Consider the following 18,989-nt stretch of genomic DNA (forward strand, 5'->3'; position numbering starts at 1 on the left):
GATAAAGGTGCCCGGCAACGGATAACGCGACAACGGTGCCATGAGGAGGCTTTTCTGTCGGGCCACTCAAGCTAATATCCCCTTCGCAGCACCTCCCGCACAAGACGCTGTATGGAAGCTTTTTCAGAATAGGTGTTTTTATGTCTATGGATGATCCATTGTTGCTCAGCCTCCAACGCCTACTGCGCAGCGAACGGACTGCTTCGCTGGGCACGCTCAGCAACCAGGGTTTGCCGGTGGTTTCCCGCGTTCCCTTTGCGATCTGCCCCGAGCAAGCCAACATCATCATTCACATCAGTGAAATGGCGGCCCACACCCGTTATCTCATGCAACGTCCCGACGCCAGTCTGATGGTCAGCCAAAGCGAACATGGACAGGATGCCGTCCATGACCTGCCACGCGTCACCTTTCAGGTGCTGGCCCGCCAGCTCGAACGAGGTCAGGCCGATTTTGATCAGGCCCGGAAAGCCTATATAAGACGCTTCCCCGATATGGAGTTTCTCTGTCATTTCACGGACTTTCACTTCTTTGCTTTGGATCTGGTACGCGTGCGCCATATTGCAGGCTTTGCTGCCGCACGTACGTTGAAGCCTGAACCGGTACGTGCCCTGTTGGCAGAATCTTCAACAGGTCAGGACTGACGCCTCCTTGAATCAATACGCACTACCGCTCTACTCCATTGCCTGTGCCTTGACCGCTTACTGCGGTTTTCCACCGCAAATTCAGTCTAGTGGGTTTCGGGTAAAAGGCCGATTTGTTGTCACTTTGCTGCCGCTACCGCAATAAAATCCGGAGCCGCTGGTTTTCTCAGCAGTTGAGCAGCCCCTCGATTAAACGCCCCTCTTCCTACGTAAAGCCTCCGCGCACCCGCCTCGCCAAGAGATAAAGGTGTCACGTTTTTGCCGCTCTCAAACGCTAAAAATGACAAAACGTAAATTCAGTCGCTATAAGATTCAACGGCCATGACGTTAAATGTAATGCGGAAAACTGATCGGTACCCATGCACGACGACTTGCCGCCACGTCTAAGACCCCCCTGGAGAGGAAGAGATGTCGAACAAGACACGCAGCACCTATGTTCTGGTGCAGATGGCGATGCTGACCCTGGCTTTGCCCGGCATTGCGTATGCTGAGCCTGACAGCACACTGGAACAATGGCGCAGCAAAGAATATAAGCGCCAGTCTGGTCTAGATATGGTCAATGCCGCCAAAGCCTATTCACTGGGTTTTACCGGCAAAGGCGTCACAGTCGGCTATCTGGACTCTGGCATTGAGGCCAAGCACCCTGAGTTTGCAGGGGCCATTGCAGGCGGCTTTGACTTCAACACGAATACCGCCTACGCCAACGGCCAAGGCATAGACTCCGACCCACCGTCAGGTCACGGCAGCCACGTTGCAGGCATTATCGGCGCACGTCGTGACGGCGTTGGCATGCATGGTGTCGCGTTCAACAGTCAGCTTTTTGCCGTCGCTTACGACGGCACGGATGAGGACGACGACATGCTTGGCAATGATCCATATGAACCCGACCCGCGTGAAGCGGCCGCCGCCTTTGATCGCGTCGCCTCGCAAGGCTGGAACTATTTGGCACAGTTCAAGCTGCCTATCATCAACAGCAGCTTGGGAGTCAATGGCTGCAATGATGTCAGTTCCCCACCCCCCTGCAATGTCGTGGATTATGGCTCCCCCGAAGGTGTACTGGATTGGCAGCCGCTGGCGATCAACGCATTTCACAACAGCGTAGCAGCAGGCTCTCTCATGGTATTTGCTACCGGCAACGAATCTCAGGACCACCCTGACCTGCTGGCTGGCTCCCCCTATTGGTTCCCCGAGCTGAAAGACAACTGGCTGGCTGTAACGGCCCTGGCTGAGGATGGCTCCCTGGCTTCCTACGCCAATAAATGCGGAGTTGCTGCCGAGTGGTGTCTGGCCGCCCCGGGGGGTGACGATAAGCCCGGCATCAATTCGGTCAATTCCTCGGGTGGCTATATCGCTTTTAGCGGCACCTCCATGGCCGCCCCGCATGTCGCGGGTGGAGCGGCTTTGGTCAAGGAGGCCTTCCCCTATTTCACCGCTTATCATTTGCAGCAAACCCTGCTGACTACCGCCACCGACATGGGCGACCCCAGCACGTACGGCTGGGGCCTGATGAATGTAGGCAAGGCCGTGCAAGGGCCCGCGCAATTTACCCGCCTGTTTGACGTCGATACGCTGGGCTATCACTCCACCTTCGCCAATGACATCAGCGGCACGGGTGGACTGCACAAGCGCGGCGCCGGCTCACTGGAGCTGAGCGGCAACAACAGCTACACCGGCGATACCACCGTCAGTGGGGGCCGTCTGGCCGTCAATGGCACCCTGGCCTCGGCTGTCACCGTCGAGCGCGACGGCACCCTGGGAGGCTCCGGGACCGTCGCCCAGGTCGATAACTACGGCACCCTGGCCCCCGGCAACTCGGTGGGCACACTGACCGTCAGCGGCGATTACACCGCCCATGCTGGCTCAATACATGAACTGGAGGTTGGCCCTGCTGGTGCAAACGATCGTCTGGTCGTCGGGGGGGCCGCCCATATCGACGGCACCCTGAAGCTGGCCGGCGGCCCTTTCCGTCAAAACGTCGCCTATTCTTTCATGGAGGCAGCCCAGGGCGTGACCGGGAAATACAGCCACATTACGTACGACATGGCATTCCTGTCACCAACGCTGCTCTACGGCCCCGGCCTGTCCTTGATGATCCAGCGCAATGACACCCCATTTGCAGCATTTGCCCATACCCGCAACCAGAAAGCCGTGGCCAACGCTCTGGATACCGGCTCGGACCAGCCACCAGCCGCGATGGCTGAACTGTATGACACGGTGCTCAATGCCCAGTCCAGCCAGGTCGCAGGCTATATGGAACAACTGCAAGGCCAGATCCATGCGGGCACCACCTCGGCACTGCTCAGCAATGGCGATCTATTGCCCCGTACCTTGGGCAAACAAGCCTCGGGCGCCCGTCATGCCACAGGACAAGACACCGTGTTGTGGGCGGACGTGATCCATCAACAACGCGATCTGGACGGCAACGAGGACAGCCAGGATGTACGCCACAAAGTCGGCGGCCTGTTCCTGGGTGGCGATACCTCCATCGGCGAACAAGGCTGGCGCATGGGTGCGTCTTTGGGCTATCTGGAAAACCGCATCAAACTGGATGATCGCCGTCAGAGCTCGCGCAGCAACAGCTACAGCGCCGCCCTGTACGGGACGCAGGCGTGGGAAATGGGCTCAGGCAGCTTGAACCTGCTGGCCGGCGCTGCCTACACCCGTCACCGTCTGGACAGCGAACGCTCGATCTTCGTTCATCAGAACGAGACGCTGAACGCCGACTACAAGGCCCACAGCGTCCAGGCCTTTGCCCAATTGGCTTACCGCATGCCGGTGAGCCCCCGCTCCAGCGTGGAGCCTTATGCCAGCGTCAATTGGCACCAACTGCGTCACGGCTCCTTTAGCGAATCAGGCGGTCAGGCAGCACTGCGAGGTAACTCCCAGCGTCAGAACCTGAGCACGGTCACGCTGGGGCTGCGAGGCACCACGGAGCTGGACCTGTCCAAAACCACGGTGGCCCTGAGCGCCGGTTTGGGCTGGCGTCACGCCCTGGGTGATACCACCCCTGAACGTGAACTGGCCTTTGCGGCCCTGCCCGGCAGCAACTTTCGCGTAAGCGGTGCGCCTATCGCCAAGAACGCCGCCGTTGCCGAATTGGGTGCCGAACTGAAAGCCGGCAAAAACACCTCTTTTGGCTTGAACTATCAGGGGCAGTTTGGCCGCAACCAGGATCATGCCGGTTCACTGTTCATGAAACTGCGCTTCTGATTGAAACCCTCAAGGCGGGCTTGGCATTTAGCCAAACCCGCTGCGAGCTTACAGGCGACCAACAAAAATCCCTGCGATAGGCATGCATGGCATGGGTCCCCACAAGAACACGATCTCGACAATACTGCAGTCCCTAACAGCCGGATTAAACGGCTATGCCGTTAAATGAAAGATGCCTTGAGGACCTCCACGGCAGGTTTTCACAACGAGTGGCCACCCTCCTTAGCAAATCCAAGTAGATAAGACATGTCGAACAAGAAACGCAACACCTCTATGCTGGTGCAGTTGGCTTTGTTAAGCCTGACTTTACCTGGTATCGTCCACGCCGATTCTGAGAGCTCGCTGGAGCAATGGCGCACCAAAGAATATAAGCGTCAACCCGGCCTGGACATGATCAATGCCGCCAAAGCCTATTCGCTCGGCTTTACGGGCCAGGGCGTCACGATCGGTTATCTGGACTCGGGCATTCAGGCAGATCACCCGGAGTTTGCCGGCGCTATTGCAGGAGGCTTTGACTTTACCAGCAACAGCCTCTACGCCAATGGCCAAGGAGTCGATACTCAGCCTCCTGCCGGGCACGGGAGCCATGTTGCCGGAATCATGGGTGCGAGACGTGATGGAGCAGGCATGCACGGGGTCGCTTTCAATAGCCAGCTTTTTGTCGCTGCTTACGGCATGGTTGCTGACGATGATGATGATGATGATGATGATGGTGATGATGATGATGACAATGACGGCACTGCACCGACTCCAGACGATATAAGGGCCTTTCAAGATCGAATGCTCTCTAATGGCTGGAACTATCTCGCCCAATTCAAGCTACCCATTATCAATAGCAGTCTAGGGCTCAATGACTGCTCAAGGTCCTATAACCCGCCCTGCCATATTGTGGACTATGGCTCAGCGCAGAGCGCCCTAGAGGCCCACCCTCTGATCATTGAGTCCTTCAAGAACAGTGCGCAGGCCGGCTCCCTGATGGTGTTTGCTACCGGCAATGAATCTCAAGACCACCCCGATTTTCTGGCCGGTTCTCCCTATTGGTTCCCCGAGCTGAAAGACAACTGGCTGGCCGTGACGGCAGTAGGGGAGGACGGTTCATTGGCCGTCTACGCCAATAAATGTGGGGTTGCCGCCGAGTGGTGTTTGACCGCGCCAGGGGGGCAGTGGGATCCTGGCATCAACGCCGTCAACTCGGACGGCGGCTATACCTATAAAAGCGGCACCTCCATGGCATCACCACATGTGGCCGGAGCAGCAGCATTAGTCAAGGAGGCCTTCCCCTATTTCACCGCTTATCATCTGCAGCAAACCCTGCTGACTACCGCCACCGACATGGGCGACCCCAGCACGTACGGCTGGGGCCTGATGAATGTAGGCAAGGCCGTGCAAGGGCCCGCGCAATTTACCCGCCTGTTCGACGTCGATACGCTGGGCTACAACTCGACTTTCGCCAATGACATCAAGGGCACAGGCGGCTTGCACAAGCGCGGCGCCGGCTCTTTGGAGCTGACGGGCAATAACAGCTATACCGGCGACACCACCGTCAGCGGTGGTCGTCTGGCCGTCAATGGCACGCTGGCTTCTGCTGTGATCGTTGAGCGTGAGGGAACGCTGGGGGGGGCCGGTACGGTCGCACAAGTCGATAACTACGGCACCTTGGCCCCCGGTAATTCTGTAGGCACCTTGACCGTCAGCGGCGACTATACCGCCCATGCCGGTTCGGTGCATGAACTGGAAGTCGGCACCGCAGGCGCAACAGATCGTCTGGTGGTTGGCGGTGCTGCCCATATCGACGGCACTCTGAAGCTAGCCGGCGGCCCTTTCCGTCAAAACGTCGCCTATTCTTTCATGGAGGCAGCCCAGGGCGTGACCGGGAAATACAGCCACATTACGTACGACATGGCATTCCTGTCACCAACGCTGCTCTACGGCCCCGGCCTGTCCTTGATGATCCAGCGCAATGACACCCCATTTGCAGCATTTGCCCATACCCGCAACCAGAAAGCCGTGGCCAACGCTCTGGATACCGGCTCGGACCAGCCACCAGCCGCGATGGCTGAACTGTATGACACGGTGCTCAATGCCCAGTCCAGCCAGGTCGCAGGCTATATGGAACAACTGCAAGGCCAGATCCATGCGGGCACCACCTCGGCACTGCTCAGCAATGGCGATCTATTGCCCCGTACCTTGGGCAAACAAGCCTCGGGCGCCCGTCATGCCACAGGACAAGACACCGTGCTGTGGGCGGACGTGATCCATCAACAACGCGATCTGGACGGCAACGAGGACAGCCAGGATGTACGCCACAAAGTCGGCGGCCTGTTCCTGGGTGGCGATACCTCCATCGGCGAACAAGGCTGGCGCATGGGTGCGTCTTTGGGCTATCTGGAAAACCGCATCAAACTGGATGATCGCCGTCAGAGCTCGCGCAGCAACAGCTACAGCGCCGCCCTGTACGGGACGCAGGCGTGGGAAATGGGCTCAGGCAGCTTGAACCTGCTGGCCGGCGCTGCCTACACCCGTCACCGTCTGGACAGCGAACGCTCGATCTTCGTTCATCAGAACGAGACGCTGAACGCCGACTACAAGGCCCACAGCGTCCAGGCCTTTGCCCAATTGGCTTACCGCATGCCGGTGAGCCCCCGCTCCAGCGTGGAGCCTTATGCCAGCGTCAATTGGCACCAACTGCGTCACGGCTCCTTTAGCGAATCAGGCGGTCAGGCAGCACTGCGAGGTAACTCCCAGCGTCAGAACCTGAGCACGGTCACGCTGGGGCTGCGAGGCACCACGGAGCTGGACCTGTCCAAAACCACGGTGGCCCTGAGCGCCGGTTTGGGCTGGCGTCACGCCCTGGGTGATACCACCCCTGAACGTGAACTGGCCTTTGCGGCCCTGCCCGGCAGCAACTTTCGCGTAAGCGGTGCGCCTATCGCCAAGAACGCCGCCGTTGCCGAATTGGGTGCCGAACTGAAAGCCGGCAAAAACACCTCTTTTGGCTTGAACTATCAGGGGCAGTTTGGCCGCAACCAGGATCATGCCGGTTCACTGTTCATGAAACTGCGCTTCTGATTGAAACCCTCAAGGCGGGCTTGGCATTTAGCCAAACCCGCTGCGAGCTTACAGGCGGCCAACAAAAATCCCTGCGATGCGCGTGCATGGCAGGGATTTTTCTGGACCACATAAGCGGTGATCGATCGGCCTATAAGGATCAGCGATCCGATTCCTTAAAGCTGCAGACGGTATACACCGACAGGCCGGAGTCTGTTACCGCTTTGGAGCCGCCCAGCTCGGGCAGATCAATAATAGCCGCGGCTTCCACCACATTGGCCCCCAAACGCTGCAACAAGCGTGCAGCCGCCAGCAAGGTCCCGCCGGTCGCAATCAAATCATCAATCAGCAGTACGCGCTGACCAGGACGCACGGAGTCAGTGTGCATCTCCACACTGGCATTGCCATACTCCAGGGAATATTCTTCCGCCACCGTATTGAAAGGCAGTTTGCCTTTCTTGCGTACCGGTACAAAACCCAGATTCAGCTCATACGCCAGCACCGAGCCGACGATAAAACCGCGAGCATCCACACCCGCCACCAGATCCAGTTTTTGTCCCATGTAACGGTAGACAAACAGGTCAATCAGTACCCGAAAAGAGCGCGGGTCTTGCAACACCGGGGTGATATCGCGGAACGTCACCCCTGGCTTGGGCCAATCCGGCACATTGCGAATGATTTGACGGATGTACTGGGTGGGATCTATTTGCATGTCAAAGCTTCTACAACAGAAAATCCGGGCGCAAAGGGCGCACTTGGATACGTTGCAAGTGTACACAATTGGGCAGCAGCAACAAGGGCTCATCCCGCTTGTGCCCGCACGTTGTACTAATACGACGCGATTGAGTGGAAACTCCCGCAGACTTGACCGAGAAAGTCTTTTAGTTCGACGCTACAGTCGTTGCACGCGAGACAGCGACACGCTGCAAACGCCCTGCCTCGAACTGATAAACACAATCAACCAACGGCAGCAAACGCGTGTCGTGAGTCGCCATAATCACGGTTTTGCCCCGAGCGGCCGTCAGGATATCTTGCATCAGGGCCTGACTGGTCGGGCCGTCCAGACTCGCCGTGGGCTCATCCAGGAACCAGATATGGGCCGGCGACAACAAAACACGGGCCAGACATAAACGGCGCTGCTGCCCCAACGACAGTTGCTGCCCCCCCTCACCCAGCCAAGTGTCCAAGCCTTGTGGCAAGTCACGCACGACTGAATCCAGCTGGGCATCGTGCAGTACCTGCCACAGGCGCTGCTCGCAGGCCCCCGGATCGGCCAGCAGCAGATTATCGCGTACAGAACCCAGAAACAGCGGCGAGTCCTGCGCCAGCAAGGCGCAATGATCAAACCAACTGGCACGGCTCCAGTGTGGAGCCGGCTCGGCCTGAATAAGGTATTGCGGACCAGGCACCGGCAACAAGCGCATCAATACGCTTAGCAAGGTTGATTTGCCCGAACCGCTAGGGCCAAAAATCGCAATATGCTCGCCGGGCGGAACGTGCAGCGACAAGTGCTCCAGTACCGGCTGCGAACCATAAGCGAAACTCAGATCGGAAACGTCCAAGGAAGCGGGCCCATCCAGAACAATGGCCTGACCTTGCTCCTGCTGTGCTTCAAGCGGTTCATCTAAAATTCCCAACAAGCGTGTACTGGCCGCCTGAACTTCACCCAAGCGTGACGCTCCTCGCATCATGGGAGCCATAATCTCGAACAAACCCAACAAAGCAAGAACCAAACCGACCCATAAGGGCCCGCTCATGGCTTGTACATTCACCTGCTGCGCACCCACCAGCAAGCAGATCAGCAGGGCTACGCCCATAAGAAGCTGTTGGAAAAACTGACCGGCAATGCCCCAGCCGTTGCTGCGCAACCGGGCCTGACTGAGCGCTTGGGCCAGCTTGTCCACTTGTTGCTGAACCACATCAGCTGCTGCAAACACCTGAATGTCGGCGTAAGCCCGTATCGCTTGATGCACCAGAACACGCTGGCGATTTTCCAGCTGATGGACCTGTTCGGCAGCACGGCTGGCACCCCGGGCGCAAAGGTAGGGAATCAGGCAGGCTGCCACCAGCAGGCAGGCCAGAATCAGCCAGGCCCACCAGGACAACCAGGTTTGCAGAACGGCACTGAACACCAGCCCGGCAAACACGGCAGTGGTCAAAGGCACCAGAATCAACAAGAGCACCAGATCAAGAACGGCGACATCCGAGGTCAGACTGGACGCCAGCTCGCCATCACGAAACTGCGCCAGACGGGACTGACTAAAGCGACTCAAACGCCCAAAAACCAGAGTCCGGATGCGAACCTGCAAATCCAAGGTCAAAGCATGGCCGACCACACGCTCCAGATAACGGGAAGCGATACGCCAAAATGACAAACCACGGATCATGGCGGAGGGGCCGAACAGATTAAAGACGATCCCCAAGGTCGCCAGAAAGGCGCTGCTCAGGAACCAGCCTGCGACCCCGAGCAGGCTGACGCCGGCTGCCACCGTACTGATCGCCAGAAGTACCGTGAACATAACCGCTCCACGGCGTGCGCGCAAACTGGCACCTAAAAGGCGAAACCACGCTTTCATGCCGTCAACACTCCTTGGGCAATCTGCAAGCGGTTGGAACACATAGCCGCCAATTCCTGATCATGCGTGGCCACAACCAGACAGCGGCCCTGACAAAAGCGCAGAACATTGCGCATAACGCGATCTCGTGTGGCTGCATCCAGGCGGGAACTGGGCTCATCCAGCAACACAACATGCGGGTCCGTCAAGAACAGACGCGCCAAGGCCAGACGCTGTATCTGACCGCCGGAAAGCCCAAACCCCCCTTCACCCAGCTCAGTCTGCAGGCCGGCTGGCAGGGCTCGCACGAAATCGGCTGCACAGGCTTGTTCCAGGGCTTGCCACAGTTGCTCCTCATTGGCCTGCGGTGCTGCCAGACGCAAGCCGTCGGCAATCGTGCCCATCGCTAAAAAAGCCTGCTGTGAAATCAGTACCACCCCGTCATGACGAGTCAGCAAGCGTCCGGCAGTATCGCTGTTGCGCAGCAAAATCTCGCCCTGAGACAGGGGACGCAATCCAATCAGACTCTCCAGCAAGCTGGTCTTGCCGGAGCCACTGGCTCCCAGCACCGCATAGGACTGATCTATATAGAGTTGCAAGCCAGGCACCTCCAGTAAGGTCCCCTGCCCGCCCAGTTGCGGCAAATGTAGGTGACGCAAGACCAGTACCGGCAAGTTGGCAAACACCGCTTCATTATCGGCGTTGGTGGGAGCCGCAGGAATCAAATCCTGGCCCAAGTTTGCCCACAGCCTATCGACTTCTACCGCAGCCGCACGCGCCGCTGCCCGATCATGATAATTGGCGGCCAGTTGGCGCAAGGGCTGGTAAGCCTCGGGAGCCAGCAGCAAACAGAACAAGCCTTGTTGCAAGCTGATGCCCGAGAAGGATTCCCCCAAGTAACCCAGATACCCCAGGCCAATATAGACAGCAATACCTGCTACGCCCAGGGCCGCAAAAAACTCCAGCACAGCCGACGATAAAAACGCGATGCGCAGCACTTTCATGGTGCGTGTGCGCAACTCCTGACTGGCCAATTCCACACGCTGCAACTCGTCCTGCCCCCGGCCCATCAGACTCAGGGTAAAAATGCCACGCAGACGATCGGCAAAAAACCCCGACAGACGCAGCGTTGTTTGTTGTTGTTCACGGCTGGCCGCTTCCGCCCCCCAGCCCACCAAGGCCATGAACAGAGGAATCAGAGGCGTGCTCAACAAAAGAATCAAGGAGACAATGCCATCCACCGGCAAGACCGCCAGCACCAGCGCCAAGGGCACCAGGGCCGCCGCAGCCATGCAAGGGATGTAGCGCGTCACAAAGCCATCCAGTGCTTCGATTTGCGTAATCAAGCTAGTAGAAAGTTCACCGCTATTGCTAGCCCGCAAACGCGGCATCGTACTGCGGAACAGTCGGGCAAAAAGCTCCGAGCGCAGATCTTGTTTCAGATGTTCTGAAACTTTTTGAGCGCGGCGTTCCCCCAAAGCGGCAATGGCGGCGCGCAGCAGCAAAAGTGCGGCCACCATAAGGATAGAGAACAACTGCTCTGTCCAGGGCAGCCCGTCGACCACAATGGCCTGCACAATCTGTGCCAGCAACCAGGCCTGGGGGATCAGCAAGGCGCCGGCCAGCACCGGCGCCAACATGGAAACCCGCAAAGCCGTGCGGGCGCGGCTGGAAAACTGCCCCAGCCACTGCTGCGCGTTTGGACTTTGCGGGGTCAATCAGGCCTCGATATCTGCATTGGCCTGGGAGGCGGCTGCATTTTGCAACGCAGTGTTCTCACGCAGTTCGAACCACATCGCATTCAAGATGGAGAATGCGCAGGCCAGACCCAAACCTAGAACCCAAGAGAAGTACCACATAGGTGTTGGCCTCCTTAGTAAGAATGAGAAGAATCTTTCATGCTGGCAACCGATACCTTGCCACGCATGACGCTGTACACCCACGAGGTATAGAGCACGATGATGGGCAGAAACACCAGCGTGACCAGCAGCATGATCCACAGGGTCAGGTGACTGGCCGAGGCATCAAACAAGGTCAAACTGGAGCCGGGATTCAAGGACGATGGCAGCAGGAAAGGGAACACGGCAAAACCAAAGGTCAGAATGATGCCGGCCAGTGCCAGGGACGAGAACAGCAGGGCCAGCAAGCCACGACCACGTCCCGCCAGCAAAGCCCCGAGCAGCAGGCCTGCAAAACCGATAATCGGTGCCGCCCACAAAGCGGGCCAGGTTCGGTAGTTGGCTAACCATCCGCCTTCGACCATCTCGACTGTCTTGCCAATCGGGTTGGACATGGCATGGGCCACTTCCGGCCAAGGCATGCTGTAGCCATTCATGGCAGTGATCCACCAGCCACCGGCAGCAAACGCCACGATAGCCAGCAATCCCAACGGCATGGCCCAGGCACGAGCACGTCGAGCGACCTGATCGCTGCCTTTCCAGGCCACCACGACCGCCCCCTGAAAGGCCAGCATCAGGATGCTGAGCAATCCACACAGGATGGCAAAGGGCTGGAACAGACCAAAAAAGTTACCTTGATACAGGGGACGCAGCGTGGTTTCGTCAAAGCCAAACGGCACACCCAGCATGACATTGCCAATCGCGACTCCGAACACCAGGGCACAAACCACACCGGAGGCGGTCCAGATCGCATCCCAGTTACGACGCCAGCGCGTAGAACTGAGCTTGCTGCGGTACTTGATGGCAACCGGGCGCACTATCAGGGCCACCAGCAGCAACATCATGGCCAGATAAAAACCCGAGAATGCCATCGCATACAGCAAAGGCCAGGCGGCAAAAGCCACCCCGCCGGCCACAATCAGCCAGACCTGGTTACCTTCCCAGACCGGGCCAATCACGTTGTAGAGCGTACGCCGCTCGTCATCACTGCGCGCCACCAGCGGCAGCACCATGGCCACCCCCAGATCAGCCCCGTCCATGATGGCGAAAGCAGCCAACAAAACGCCCAGCAGCAACCACCAGATGATGCGCAAGGTGTCGTAATCGAGAAGAATCAGGCTATCCATAATGGTTTCCCCTCCTTAACCGCGCAGCAACGGCGCGTTGCGCGAACCATAAGACAAGGCGGACGGTGCAGCGGTCTCGCCCCCCTCGTCCGGGCCTTTGCGTATTGAGTGCAGCATGACCTTGATGCCAATCACCGCCAGGGTGGAGTAGAGCAGCAAGAAGATGCTCATACTGATCATCAGGTCTACAAAGGACAGGCCCGAAGCTGCATAGTAGGTAGGCAGAACGCCTTCAATCGCCCAAGGCTGTCGTCCAAACTCGGCCACAAACCATCCACACTCGATGGCAATCCAAGGCAGAGGGATACTCCAGACAGCCGCCTTGAGCAGGCGTGGGTGGCGTTGCAGGCGGTCACGCGATGCCAGCACAAAGGCCACAATGAAGAACAGGATGAAGTACAGCCCCAGACCCACCATCACACGGAAGCTCCAGAACAAGGGAGCGACCTGTGGCACCGTATCCCAGGCAGCCTGAGCAATCGTGTCGGTGTCGGCCTTGGTGATGTCATCCGTGTAGCGCTTGAGCAGCAACGCATAGCCCAGATCCTTCCAGTTATTATCAAAAACCCGGCGGGCTTCAATATTGCTGGCATCGGCGCGAACCAGCTGAAGGGCCTCGTAAGCGCGCAAGCCATTGGCAATACGGATCTTGGCATGCTCTACCAGCTCATTGATGCCCAGCATGGGCGTACTGACCGAGCGTGTCCCGATCAGGCCCATCACCCAGGGAATTTCCACGGCGAAGCGGTTTTCACGGGCCTCCTGATCGGGCCAGGCAATCAGATTGAAACTGGCAGGCGCTTCCTCGGTCTCCCACATGGATTCCATGGCTGCAATTTTCATTTGCTGATGTTCGGTCGTCAGATAACCGCTTTCGTCACCCAGGACCACGACAGACAAGGAAGCGGCCAAGCCAAAACTGGCGGCTACGGTCATCGAACGCTTGGCCAGGTCGATATGACGCCCGCGCAGCAGGTACCAGGCACTGATGCCCATCACGAACATGGCCCCCAGCACATAACCGGCACTGACGGTATGCACGACTTTGGCCTGCGCGACAGGGTTGAGAATGACCTGGGCAAAGTCGGTCATTTCCATACGCATGGTATGGGGATTGAAGATGGCGCCTACCGGATTCTGCATCCAGCCGTTGGCGACCAGAATCCATAGGGCCGACAGGTTGGTGCCAATGGCGACCAACCAGGTGACGATCAAATGCCCCAGCTTGGAGAGACGATCCCAACCAAAAAAGAACAGGCCGACAAAAGTGGCTTCCAGGAAAAAAGCCATCAAACCTTCAATGGCAAGCGGGGCGCCAAAAATATCGCCCACATAATGGCTGTAATAAGCCCAGTTCATGCCGAACTGAAACTCCATCACAATCCCGGTAGCCACACCCAAGGCAAAGTTAATGCCAAAGAGCACTCCCCAGAACTTGGTCATGCGGCGCCAGATGGCCTTGCCCGTCATGACATACACGCTTTCCATGATGGCCAGCAAAAAAGACAGGCCTAGCGTCAAGGGCACAAATAAAAAGTGAAACATCGCGGTGGAAGCAAATTGCAACCGCGACAAGGTAACGACATCCAGATCAATCATGACGACCCCCAGTTTGATCAGCTTTGCGAATCTTTCCGGCGAAACCCAGCACCTTCTGAACTTTGCTACCTAAGCGCATCAGATTTTGCAGGGTTTCGGGCGGCAAGTGATGAACTTCGTCAAACCACCCACAAGCCAACTCAATCAACTCCAGCATTTCGTTAATGCGCTGCTGCCCGTATGCTTCTTCATCATTGACGGGCGCTTCCATAAGGATACTGCGCAACAAGGTTAATGTGGGGTCAATCTCGCGCTTGCGCTTTTCCTCCACCAAGGTACGAAAAATATCCCAGACATCCTTGGGGGATTCGAAATATTCGCGTCGCTCGCCGATCTTGTGCGTCATATTGACCAGACGCCAAGACTGCAGCTCGCGCAAGCTCATGCTGACATTGGAACGGGAGATGCCCAGCGTTTCGGCAATCTCGTCGGCGTGGAGGGGTTCGGGTGTAATGAACAAGAGCGCATAAATCTGGCCTACCGTTCGGTTGACCCCCCAGCGCCCGCCCATTTCCCCAAAGTGCAGAATAAAACGTTCTGCCTGTGGTCCTAGATTCATGGCTTCCTGAATTTTCAGTAATTACTGAAATTACAAAACAAGACGTATCTTAACCCTAAACTATTACGCCCGCCACTGGTCCAAACGCTTCTGATCGTACAATGTGCCTCCTGCGAATCAGCATGCCAAGCGCACACTTCACGTTTACAATTCCGCCATGAATACACCGGCACATTTCGATCCCGAACACATTCTGTCCTCGGCACGACGCACCTTCGCCATTGAAGTAGAGGCGTTGCAGGCGCTGGGTCAGCGCCTGGACCAGAACTTTGTCCAAGCCACCCAGTTGCTCGTGCACTGTCAGGGCCGGGTAGTGGTGACCGGCATCGGCAAGTCTGGCCACGTTGCGCGCAAAATCGCCGCGACACTGGCGTCGACTGGCACGCCGGCTTTTTTCATGCACGCTGCCGAGGCCCTGCATGGCGATCTGGGCATGATTACCAAGCAGGATGTGGTCATTGCCATTTCCTATTCGGGTCAGGCCCAGGAGCTGGTCACGGTGCTGACCGTCCTGCGGCGCATGGGTGCCAAGCTGATTGCCATCACAGGGCACGCCCAGTCCGAACTGGCTCAGAACGCCGATTTGCACCTGGATGCCCATGTCGAGCATGAGGCTTGCCCCCTCAACCTGGCCCCTACGGCCAGCACCACCGCCGCCCTGGTCCTGGGTGATGCGCTGGCCGTCGCCTGTCTGGAGGCCCGAGGCTTTAGCCGTGAGGATTTTGCCCGCTCCCACCCAGGTGGAGCGCTGGGCCGACAGCTCCTGACGTTTGTGCGCGACATCATGCGCAGCGGCGAGCAGTTACCCGTCGTTTCCCCCGACACCCTGGTCCCTGATGCCCTGATCGAAATGTCCAGCAAGGGAATGGGCATGACGATCGTCACCGATCCCCAGGGCCGGCCGGTGGGCCTGTTCACCGACGGGGACCTGCGCCGCCTGATTGCGCGCGCAGGCGACATACGAAACCTGCCCGTGTCCGAAGGCATGTCGCGTGAACCGCGCAGCATTGCCGCCGAGGCGTTGGCCATTGAAGCGGCCGAGCAAATGGATGCCCTGCGCATCAGCCAAATGCTGGTATTGGACGCAAACGGGCTACTATTGGGAGCTCTGCACATGCACGACCTGTTGGCTGCAAAGGTAATCTGATCATGATGAACACGCCCACTGCCCCGCTTCACCCCGCTGAAGCCCAAATTCTGGCCAAGCTGCCCGAACTCGTTCGAAACCAGTTGCGCCAGTTGCGCATGATGGTCTTTGACGTGGATGGCGTATTGACCGACGGACGCCTGTGGTACAGCGCGAACGGCGAGGAATTCAAAAGCTTTCACGCGCTCGATGGCCATGGTTTGCGCATGCTCGGCGAGAGTGGCATCGGCGTGGCTCTGATTACCGGGCGTGAAAGCGGTATCGTGTCACGTCGTGCTGCCGAACTGGGCATTCCCTTCGTCCACCAGGGCGTACGCGATAAAATTGCCGTGCTGACGCAGCTGGCACAGGAAAATGGTCTGTCCCTGAGCGAGCTGGGATATATGGGCGACGATCTGATCGATTTGCCTGCCATGCAGCGCGTGGGGTTCTCCGCCAGCGTTCCTGAAGCGCCCTTCTATATTAGCCAGATCGCCAGCTGGGTGGCCACACAGCCTGCCGGCCACGGCGCGGTGCGTGAGTGCTGTGATGCCATCCTGGCCTCCCAGGGACGCCTTGCCGCTTTTATCACCGGGGGCCCCTTGAAGACCACGGGAGTCATTCAGTAATCATGCGCGACCGTCTACCTACCTTCATTTCCCTGTTGCTGCTGGCTTTGCTGGTACTGGCAACGCTGTGGGCGGTCGATTACACGCAACGCTCGGTCGCGATTGATCCCCCTCGCCGTGTTACCCACGAGCCCGACTCCTGGGCGCGCAATTTCACCATGATCAGCTCCGATGAAACGGGCATGGCAATCAGCCGCCTGGACGGAGAAATTGCCTATCACTACCCCGATGACGACTCACACGACATCACCTCCCCGCGGGCCGTCAGCAACCGGCCCGACTCGCCCCTGACGATTGCCACCTCGGACACCGCCCATATGAATGCAGGCGGTGACGTCATCACCATGAAGGGCAATGCCCATATCCACCGACAGGCCACGCCCGAGGAAGAGGCAATGGACGTGCGCAGCGAAGTGCTGATCATCCTGCCCGAGGAAGACGTGGTGTACACCAACGAACCGGCATTGGTCGTGAACGGCCAGTCCACCATGCGCGGCACCGGAATGCGTTACGACAATCGCGTTCGCCAATTGAACGTCATGTCGGAATCCGACGTTAAAATCTCGGGCCAGCAAACACAAAAAGCGCGTTCCTCCAATAGCTCTAAGGATTCCCCTCCATGACTACGCCTGACAGCGCCCGCCTGGGCCACAAGCCCATGCTCTCCTTTGGCCTCGTGCGCGGTGCCCTGGCCCTGTGCCTGAGCACAAGCGCTCTGGCCATGCTGCCTGCGGCCCCCGCCCTGGCCCAGGCAGCGGCCTCGGCGGCTGCCGAACCGGACACCTCTGTATTGTCCGATACCCTGACCTACGACGATATTGCCAAGCAAACGGTTTACAAAGGCAACATCATCCTGACGCGCGGCGCCATGACCTTGATGGCCGACCAGCTCGCAATCGAACAGGATGCGGAAGGCTTCCAGCATGGAACGGCCACCGTCAGTGAACGCCCCCGTGTCACGATTCGACAAGAAGACCCGGCCAAATTTGAGCTGATCACGGCCGAAGGCGTCCGGGCCATCTACAACGGCAAGACCGAAGAGGTCGAGCTCATTGGCAAGGCGGTGGTCAATCGTTATATTTGCGGCAAACTGCAAGACTCCATTCAGGGGCAACGCGTGATCTACCGGCAAAAAGACGGCACGTACCAAGCGTTCGGGGGAGCCGACTCCGCCACACGAGACGGTCGCGTACGCTCTGTGGCGCGCCCCCGCGCCAATGCCGATGCAGCCTTGGCTGAATGCCAACGCAAGTCTTCCTCCCGCAAATAGACCGGACACCCCTGAACCATGGTTGCTCCTAACAACCCGTCTACCCCCACCCGCGCCAGCCACTCGACCAAAGGCAGCCTGATTGCACAAGGCCTGCGCAAAACCTACGGCAAACGCACCGTTGTGCAGGACGTTTCCCTGAATGTGGAAAGCGGTGAGGTGGTAGGCCTGCTCGGCCCGAACGGAGCTGGCAAAACCACCAGCTTCTATATGATCGTAGGCATTGTGCCTGCCGATGCTGGCCGCATCGAAATTGACGGCACGCCCATTACCGCCATGCCCATGCACAAGCGCGCACGGCTGGGCCTGTCGTATCTGCCGCAGGATGCGTCTGTCTTTCGACGTCTGACCGTAGAGGAAAACATCCGCGCCGTACTCGAACTGCAACTGGACGAGAACGGCCGCCACATCAGCAAGCAAGACATCAACGAGCGCCTGGAAACCCTGATTAACGAGCTGCAGATCGGGCATATCCGGCAAAACACCGCCCTTTCCCTGTCAGGCGGCGAGCGGCGACGCGTGGAAATTGCCCGTGCGCTGGCCAGCAACCCGCGATTTATTCTGCTGGACGAGCCCTTTGCCGGGGTGGACCCGATTGCCGTGATCGAGATTCAACGCATTGTGCAATTTCTCAAGGGGCGCAACATCGGCGTGCTGATTACCGACCATAACGTGCGCGAGACACTGGGCATTTGCGACCGGGCCTACATCATCAGTGAGGGCACCGTTCTGACCAGCGGGCATCCGTCCGAAATCATCGACAATGAAGCTGTGCGCAAGGTTTATCTGGGATCGAACTTCCGGATGTAAGCCAATTTCAAGCCTGGTAACCGGACCGGGCGGGGCCAAGGGTTTTCCTGCACATCACAGATTGATTCAGGTCATGTTATCTGACCCACATATAGGTATACTGGGATATCCAAGATCAGTAGTAAGGAGGCTAAAGACGACGATATCCCCCCTCTAGAACAAGTTGTTTGACTACTACGGAGAGCCTATATGAGCCTTAACATCACTGGCCGTAATCTTGACATAACTCCTGCCATTCGCGACTACGTCAAAAGCAAAATTGGTCGAATTGAAAAGCACTTCGACAACGTGGTTGACTCGCAGGTTATGCTTTCCATTGAACGTCTGAAGCACACTGCCGAAGTGACCGTCCGTGTCCCCGGCAAAGATATTCATTGCGCATCTTCAGACGAGAACTTGTATGCCGCGATTGATCTGCTGGCCGATAAGATTGACCGACAGATCCTGAAATACAAGGAAAAGGCAAACAGCCATGCGCATGAGCCCGCCAAGCGGCTCGAAGTTCCGGCTGCCTGAT

Annotated in this window: 16 protein-coding genes; 9 read left to right on the plus strand and 7 right to left on the minus strand. The window is 58.0% G+C overall.

The window, feature by feature from the left end; all coding sequences use genetic code 11:
* Positions 1-140: 140 nt before the first annotated feature.
* The 3 genes from ACOZ42_RS14750 (at position 141) to ACOZ42_RS14760 (ending at position 6,920) form a co-directional block, all read left to right on the plus strand.
* Entirely contained in the window at positions 141-641 is a 501-nt protein-coding gene (locus tag ACOZ42_RS14750; RefSeq protein WP_039943404.1) for a pyridoxamine 5'-phosphate oxidase family protein, read from the plus strand.
* A 408-nt stretch (positions 642-1,049) separates the two neighbouring features.
* Positions 1,050-3,851: an autotransporter domain-containing protein gene (locus ACOZ42_RS14755; RefSeq protein WP_426345308.1), complete on the plus strand. Its 2,802-nt coding sequence runs from the start codon at positions 1,050-1,052 to the stop codon at positions 3,849-3,851.
* 246 nt (positions 3,852-4,097) lie between these two features.
* Positions 4,098-6,920, plus strand: coding sequence for an autotransporter domain-containing protein (locus ACOZ42_RS14760; RefSeq protein WP_426345309.1), 2,823 nt, complete (start codon positions 4,098-4,100; stop codon positions 6,918-6,920).
* A 139-nt stretch (positions 6,921-7,059) separates the two neighbouring features.
* On the opposite strand, the gene ACOZ42_RS14765 is transcribed toward ACOZ42_RS14760, so the two are convergent.
* The 7 genes from ACOZ42_RS14765 to ACOZ42_RS14795 all read right to left on the minus strand — a co-directional run bounded on the left by ACOZ42_RS14765 (position 7,060) and on the right by ACOZ42_RS14795 (position 14,637).
* Positions 7,060-7,611, minus strand: a complete 552-nt coding sequence (locus tag ACOZ42_RS14765; protein ID WP_003802109.1) for an adenine phosphoribosyltransferase — start codon at positions 7,609-7,611, stop codon at positions 7,060-7,062.
* Positions 7,612-7,780: 169 nt separating this feature from the next.
* On the minus strand, positions 7,781-9,475 hold the full coding sequence (gene cydC / locus ACOZ42_RS14770) for a thiol reductant ABC exporter subunit CydC (protein ID WP_426345310.1): 1,695 nt from the start codon (positions 9,473-9,475) through the stop codon (positions 7,781-7,783).
* Entirely contained in the window at positions 9,472-11,172 is a 1,701-nt protein-coding gene (gene cydD, locus ACOZ42_RS14775; protein ID WP_003802111.1) for a thiol reductant ABC exporter subunit CydD, read from the minus strand. Before cydD ends, cydC begins: the two co-directional genes overlap by 4 nt.
* Positions 11,173-11,313, minus strand: a complete 141-nt coding sequence (gene cydX / locus ACOZ42_RS14780; RefSeq protein WP_003802112.1) for a cytochrome bd-I oxidase subunit CydX — start codon at positions 11,311-11,313, stop codon at positions 11,173-11,175.
* Between the two features lie 14 nt (positions 11,314-11,327).
* Positions 11,328-12,479 (minus strand): cytochrome d ubiquinol oxidase subunit II, encoded by a 1,152-nt coding sequence (gene cydB, locus ACOZ42_RS14785; RefSeq protein ID WP_003802113.1) that lies wholly within the window; start codon positions 12,477-12,479, stop codon positions 11,328-11,330.
* A gap of 15 nt (positions 12,480-12,494) precedes the next feature.
* A complete protein-coding gene (locus tag ACOZ42_RS14790; RefSeq protein ID WP_003802114.1) occupies positions 12,495-14,078 on the minus strand; it encodes a cytochrome ubiquinol oxidase subunit I in 1,584 nt (527 codons plus the stop codon).
* Positions 14,071-14,637 (minus strand): GbsR/MarR family transcriptional regulator, encoded by a 567-nt coding sequence (locus ACOZ42_RS14795; RefSeq protein WP_003802115.1) that lies wholly within the window; start codon positions 14,635-14,637, stop codon positions 14,071-14,073. The genes ACOZ42_RS14790 and ACOZ42_RS14795 overlap by 8 nt, the downstream gene beginning before the upstream one ends.
* A 157-nt stretch (positions 14,638-14,794) precedes the next feature.
* On the opposite strand from ACOZ42_RS14795, the gene ACOZ42_RS14800 reads away from it, so the two are divergent.
* The 6 genes from ACOZ42_RS14800 to hpf all read left to right on the plus strand — a co-directional run bounded on the left by ACOZ42_RS14800 (position 14,795) and on the right by hpf (position 18,988).
* Positions 14,795-15,784: a KpsF/GutQ family sugar-phosphate isomerase gene (locus ACOZ42_RS14800; protein ID WP_003802116.1), complete on the plus strand. Its 990-nt coding sequence runs from the start codon at positions 14,795-14,797 to the stop codon at positions 15,782-15,784.
* Between the two features lie 2 nt (positions 15,785-15,786).
* Complete coding sequence (locus ACOZ42_RS14805) at positions 15,787-16,392, plus strand: KdsC family phosphatase (protein ID WP_003802117.1); 606 nt, start codon at positions 15,787-15,789, stop codon at positions 16,390-16,392.
* A 2-nt stretch (positions 16,393-16,394) separates the two neighbouring features.
* Positions 16,395-17,015, plus strand: a complete 621-nt coding sequence (gene lptC, locus ACOZ42_RS14810) for an LPS export ABC transporter periplasmic protein LptC (protein ID WP_003802118.1) — start codon at positions 16,395-16,397, stop codon at positions 17,013-17,015.
* A complete protein-coding gene (gene lptA / locus ACOZ42_RS14815; protein WP_003802119.1) occupies positions 17,012-17,662 on the plus strand; it encodes a lipopolysaccharide transport periplasmic protein LptA in 651 nt (216 codons plus the stop codon). Before lptC ends, lptA begins: the two co-directional genes overlap by 4 nt.
* A gap of 18 nt (positions 17,663-17,680) precedes the next feature.
* Entirely contained in the window at positions 17,681-18,472 is a 792-nt protein-coding gene (gene lptB / locus ACOZ42_RS14820; RefSeq protein WP_003802120.1) for an LPS export ABC transporter ATP-binding protein, read from the plus strand.
* A gap of 189 nt (positions 18,473-18,661) precedes the next feature.
* Positions 18,662-18,988, plus strand: coding sequence for a ribosome hibernation-promoting factor, HPF/YfiA family (gene hpf / locus ACOZ42_RS14825; protein ID WP_003802121.1), 327 nt, complete (start codon positions 18,662-18,664; stop codon positions 18,986-18,988).
* Position 18,989: the final 1 nt, after the last annotated feature.

It is taken from the genome of Alcaligenes sp. HNGD-HTN06 (assembly GCF_049932565.1).
Classification (GTDB): Bacteria; Pseudomonadota; Gammaproteobacteria; order Burkholderiales; family Burkholderiaceae_B; genus Alcaligenes; species Alcaligenes ammonioxydans.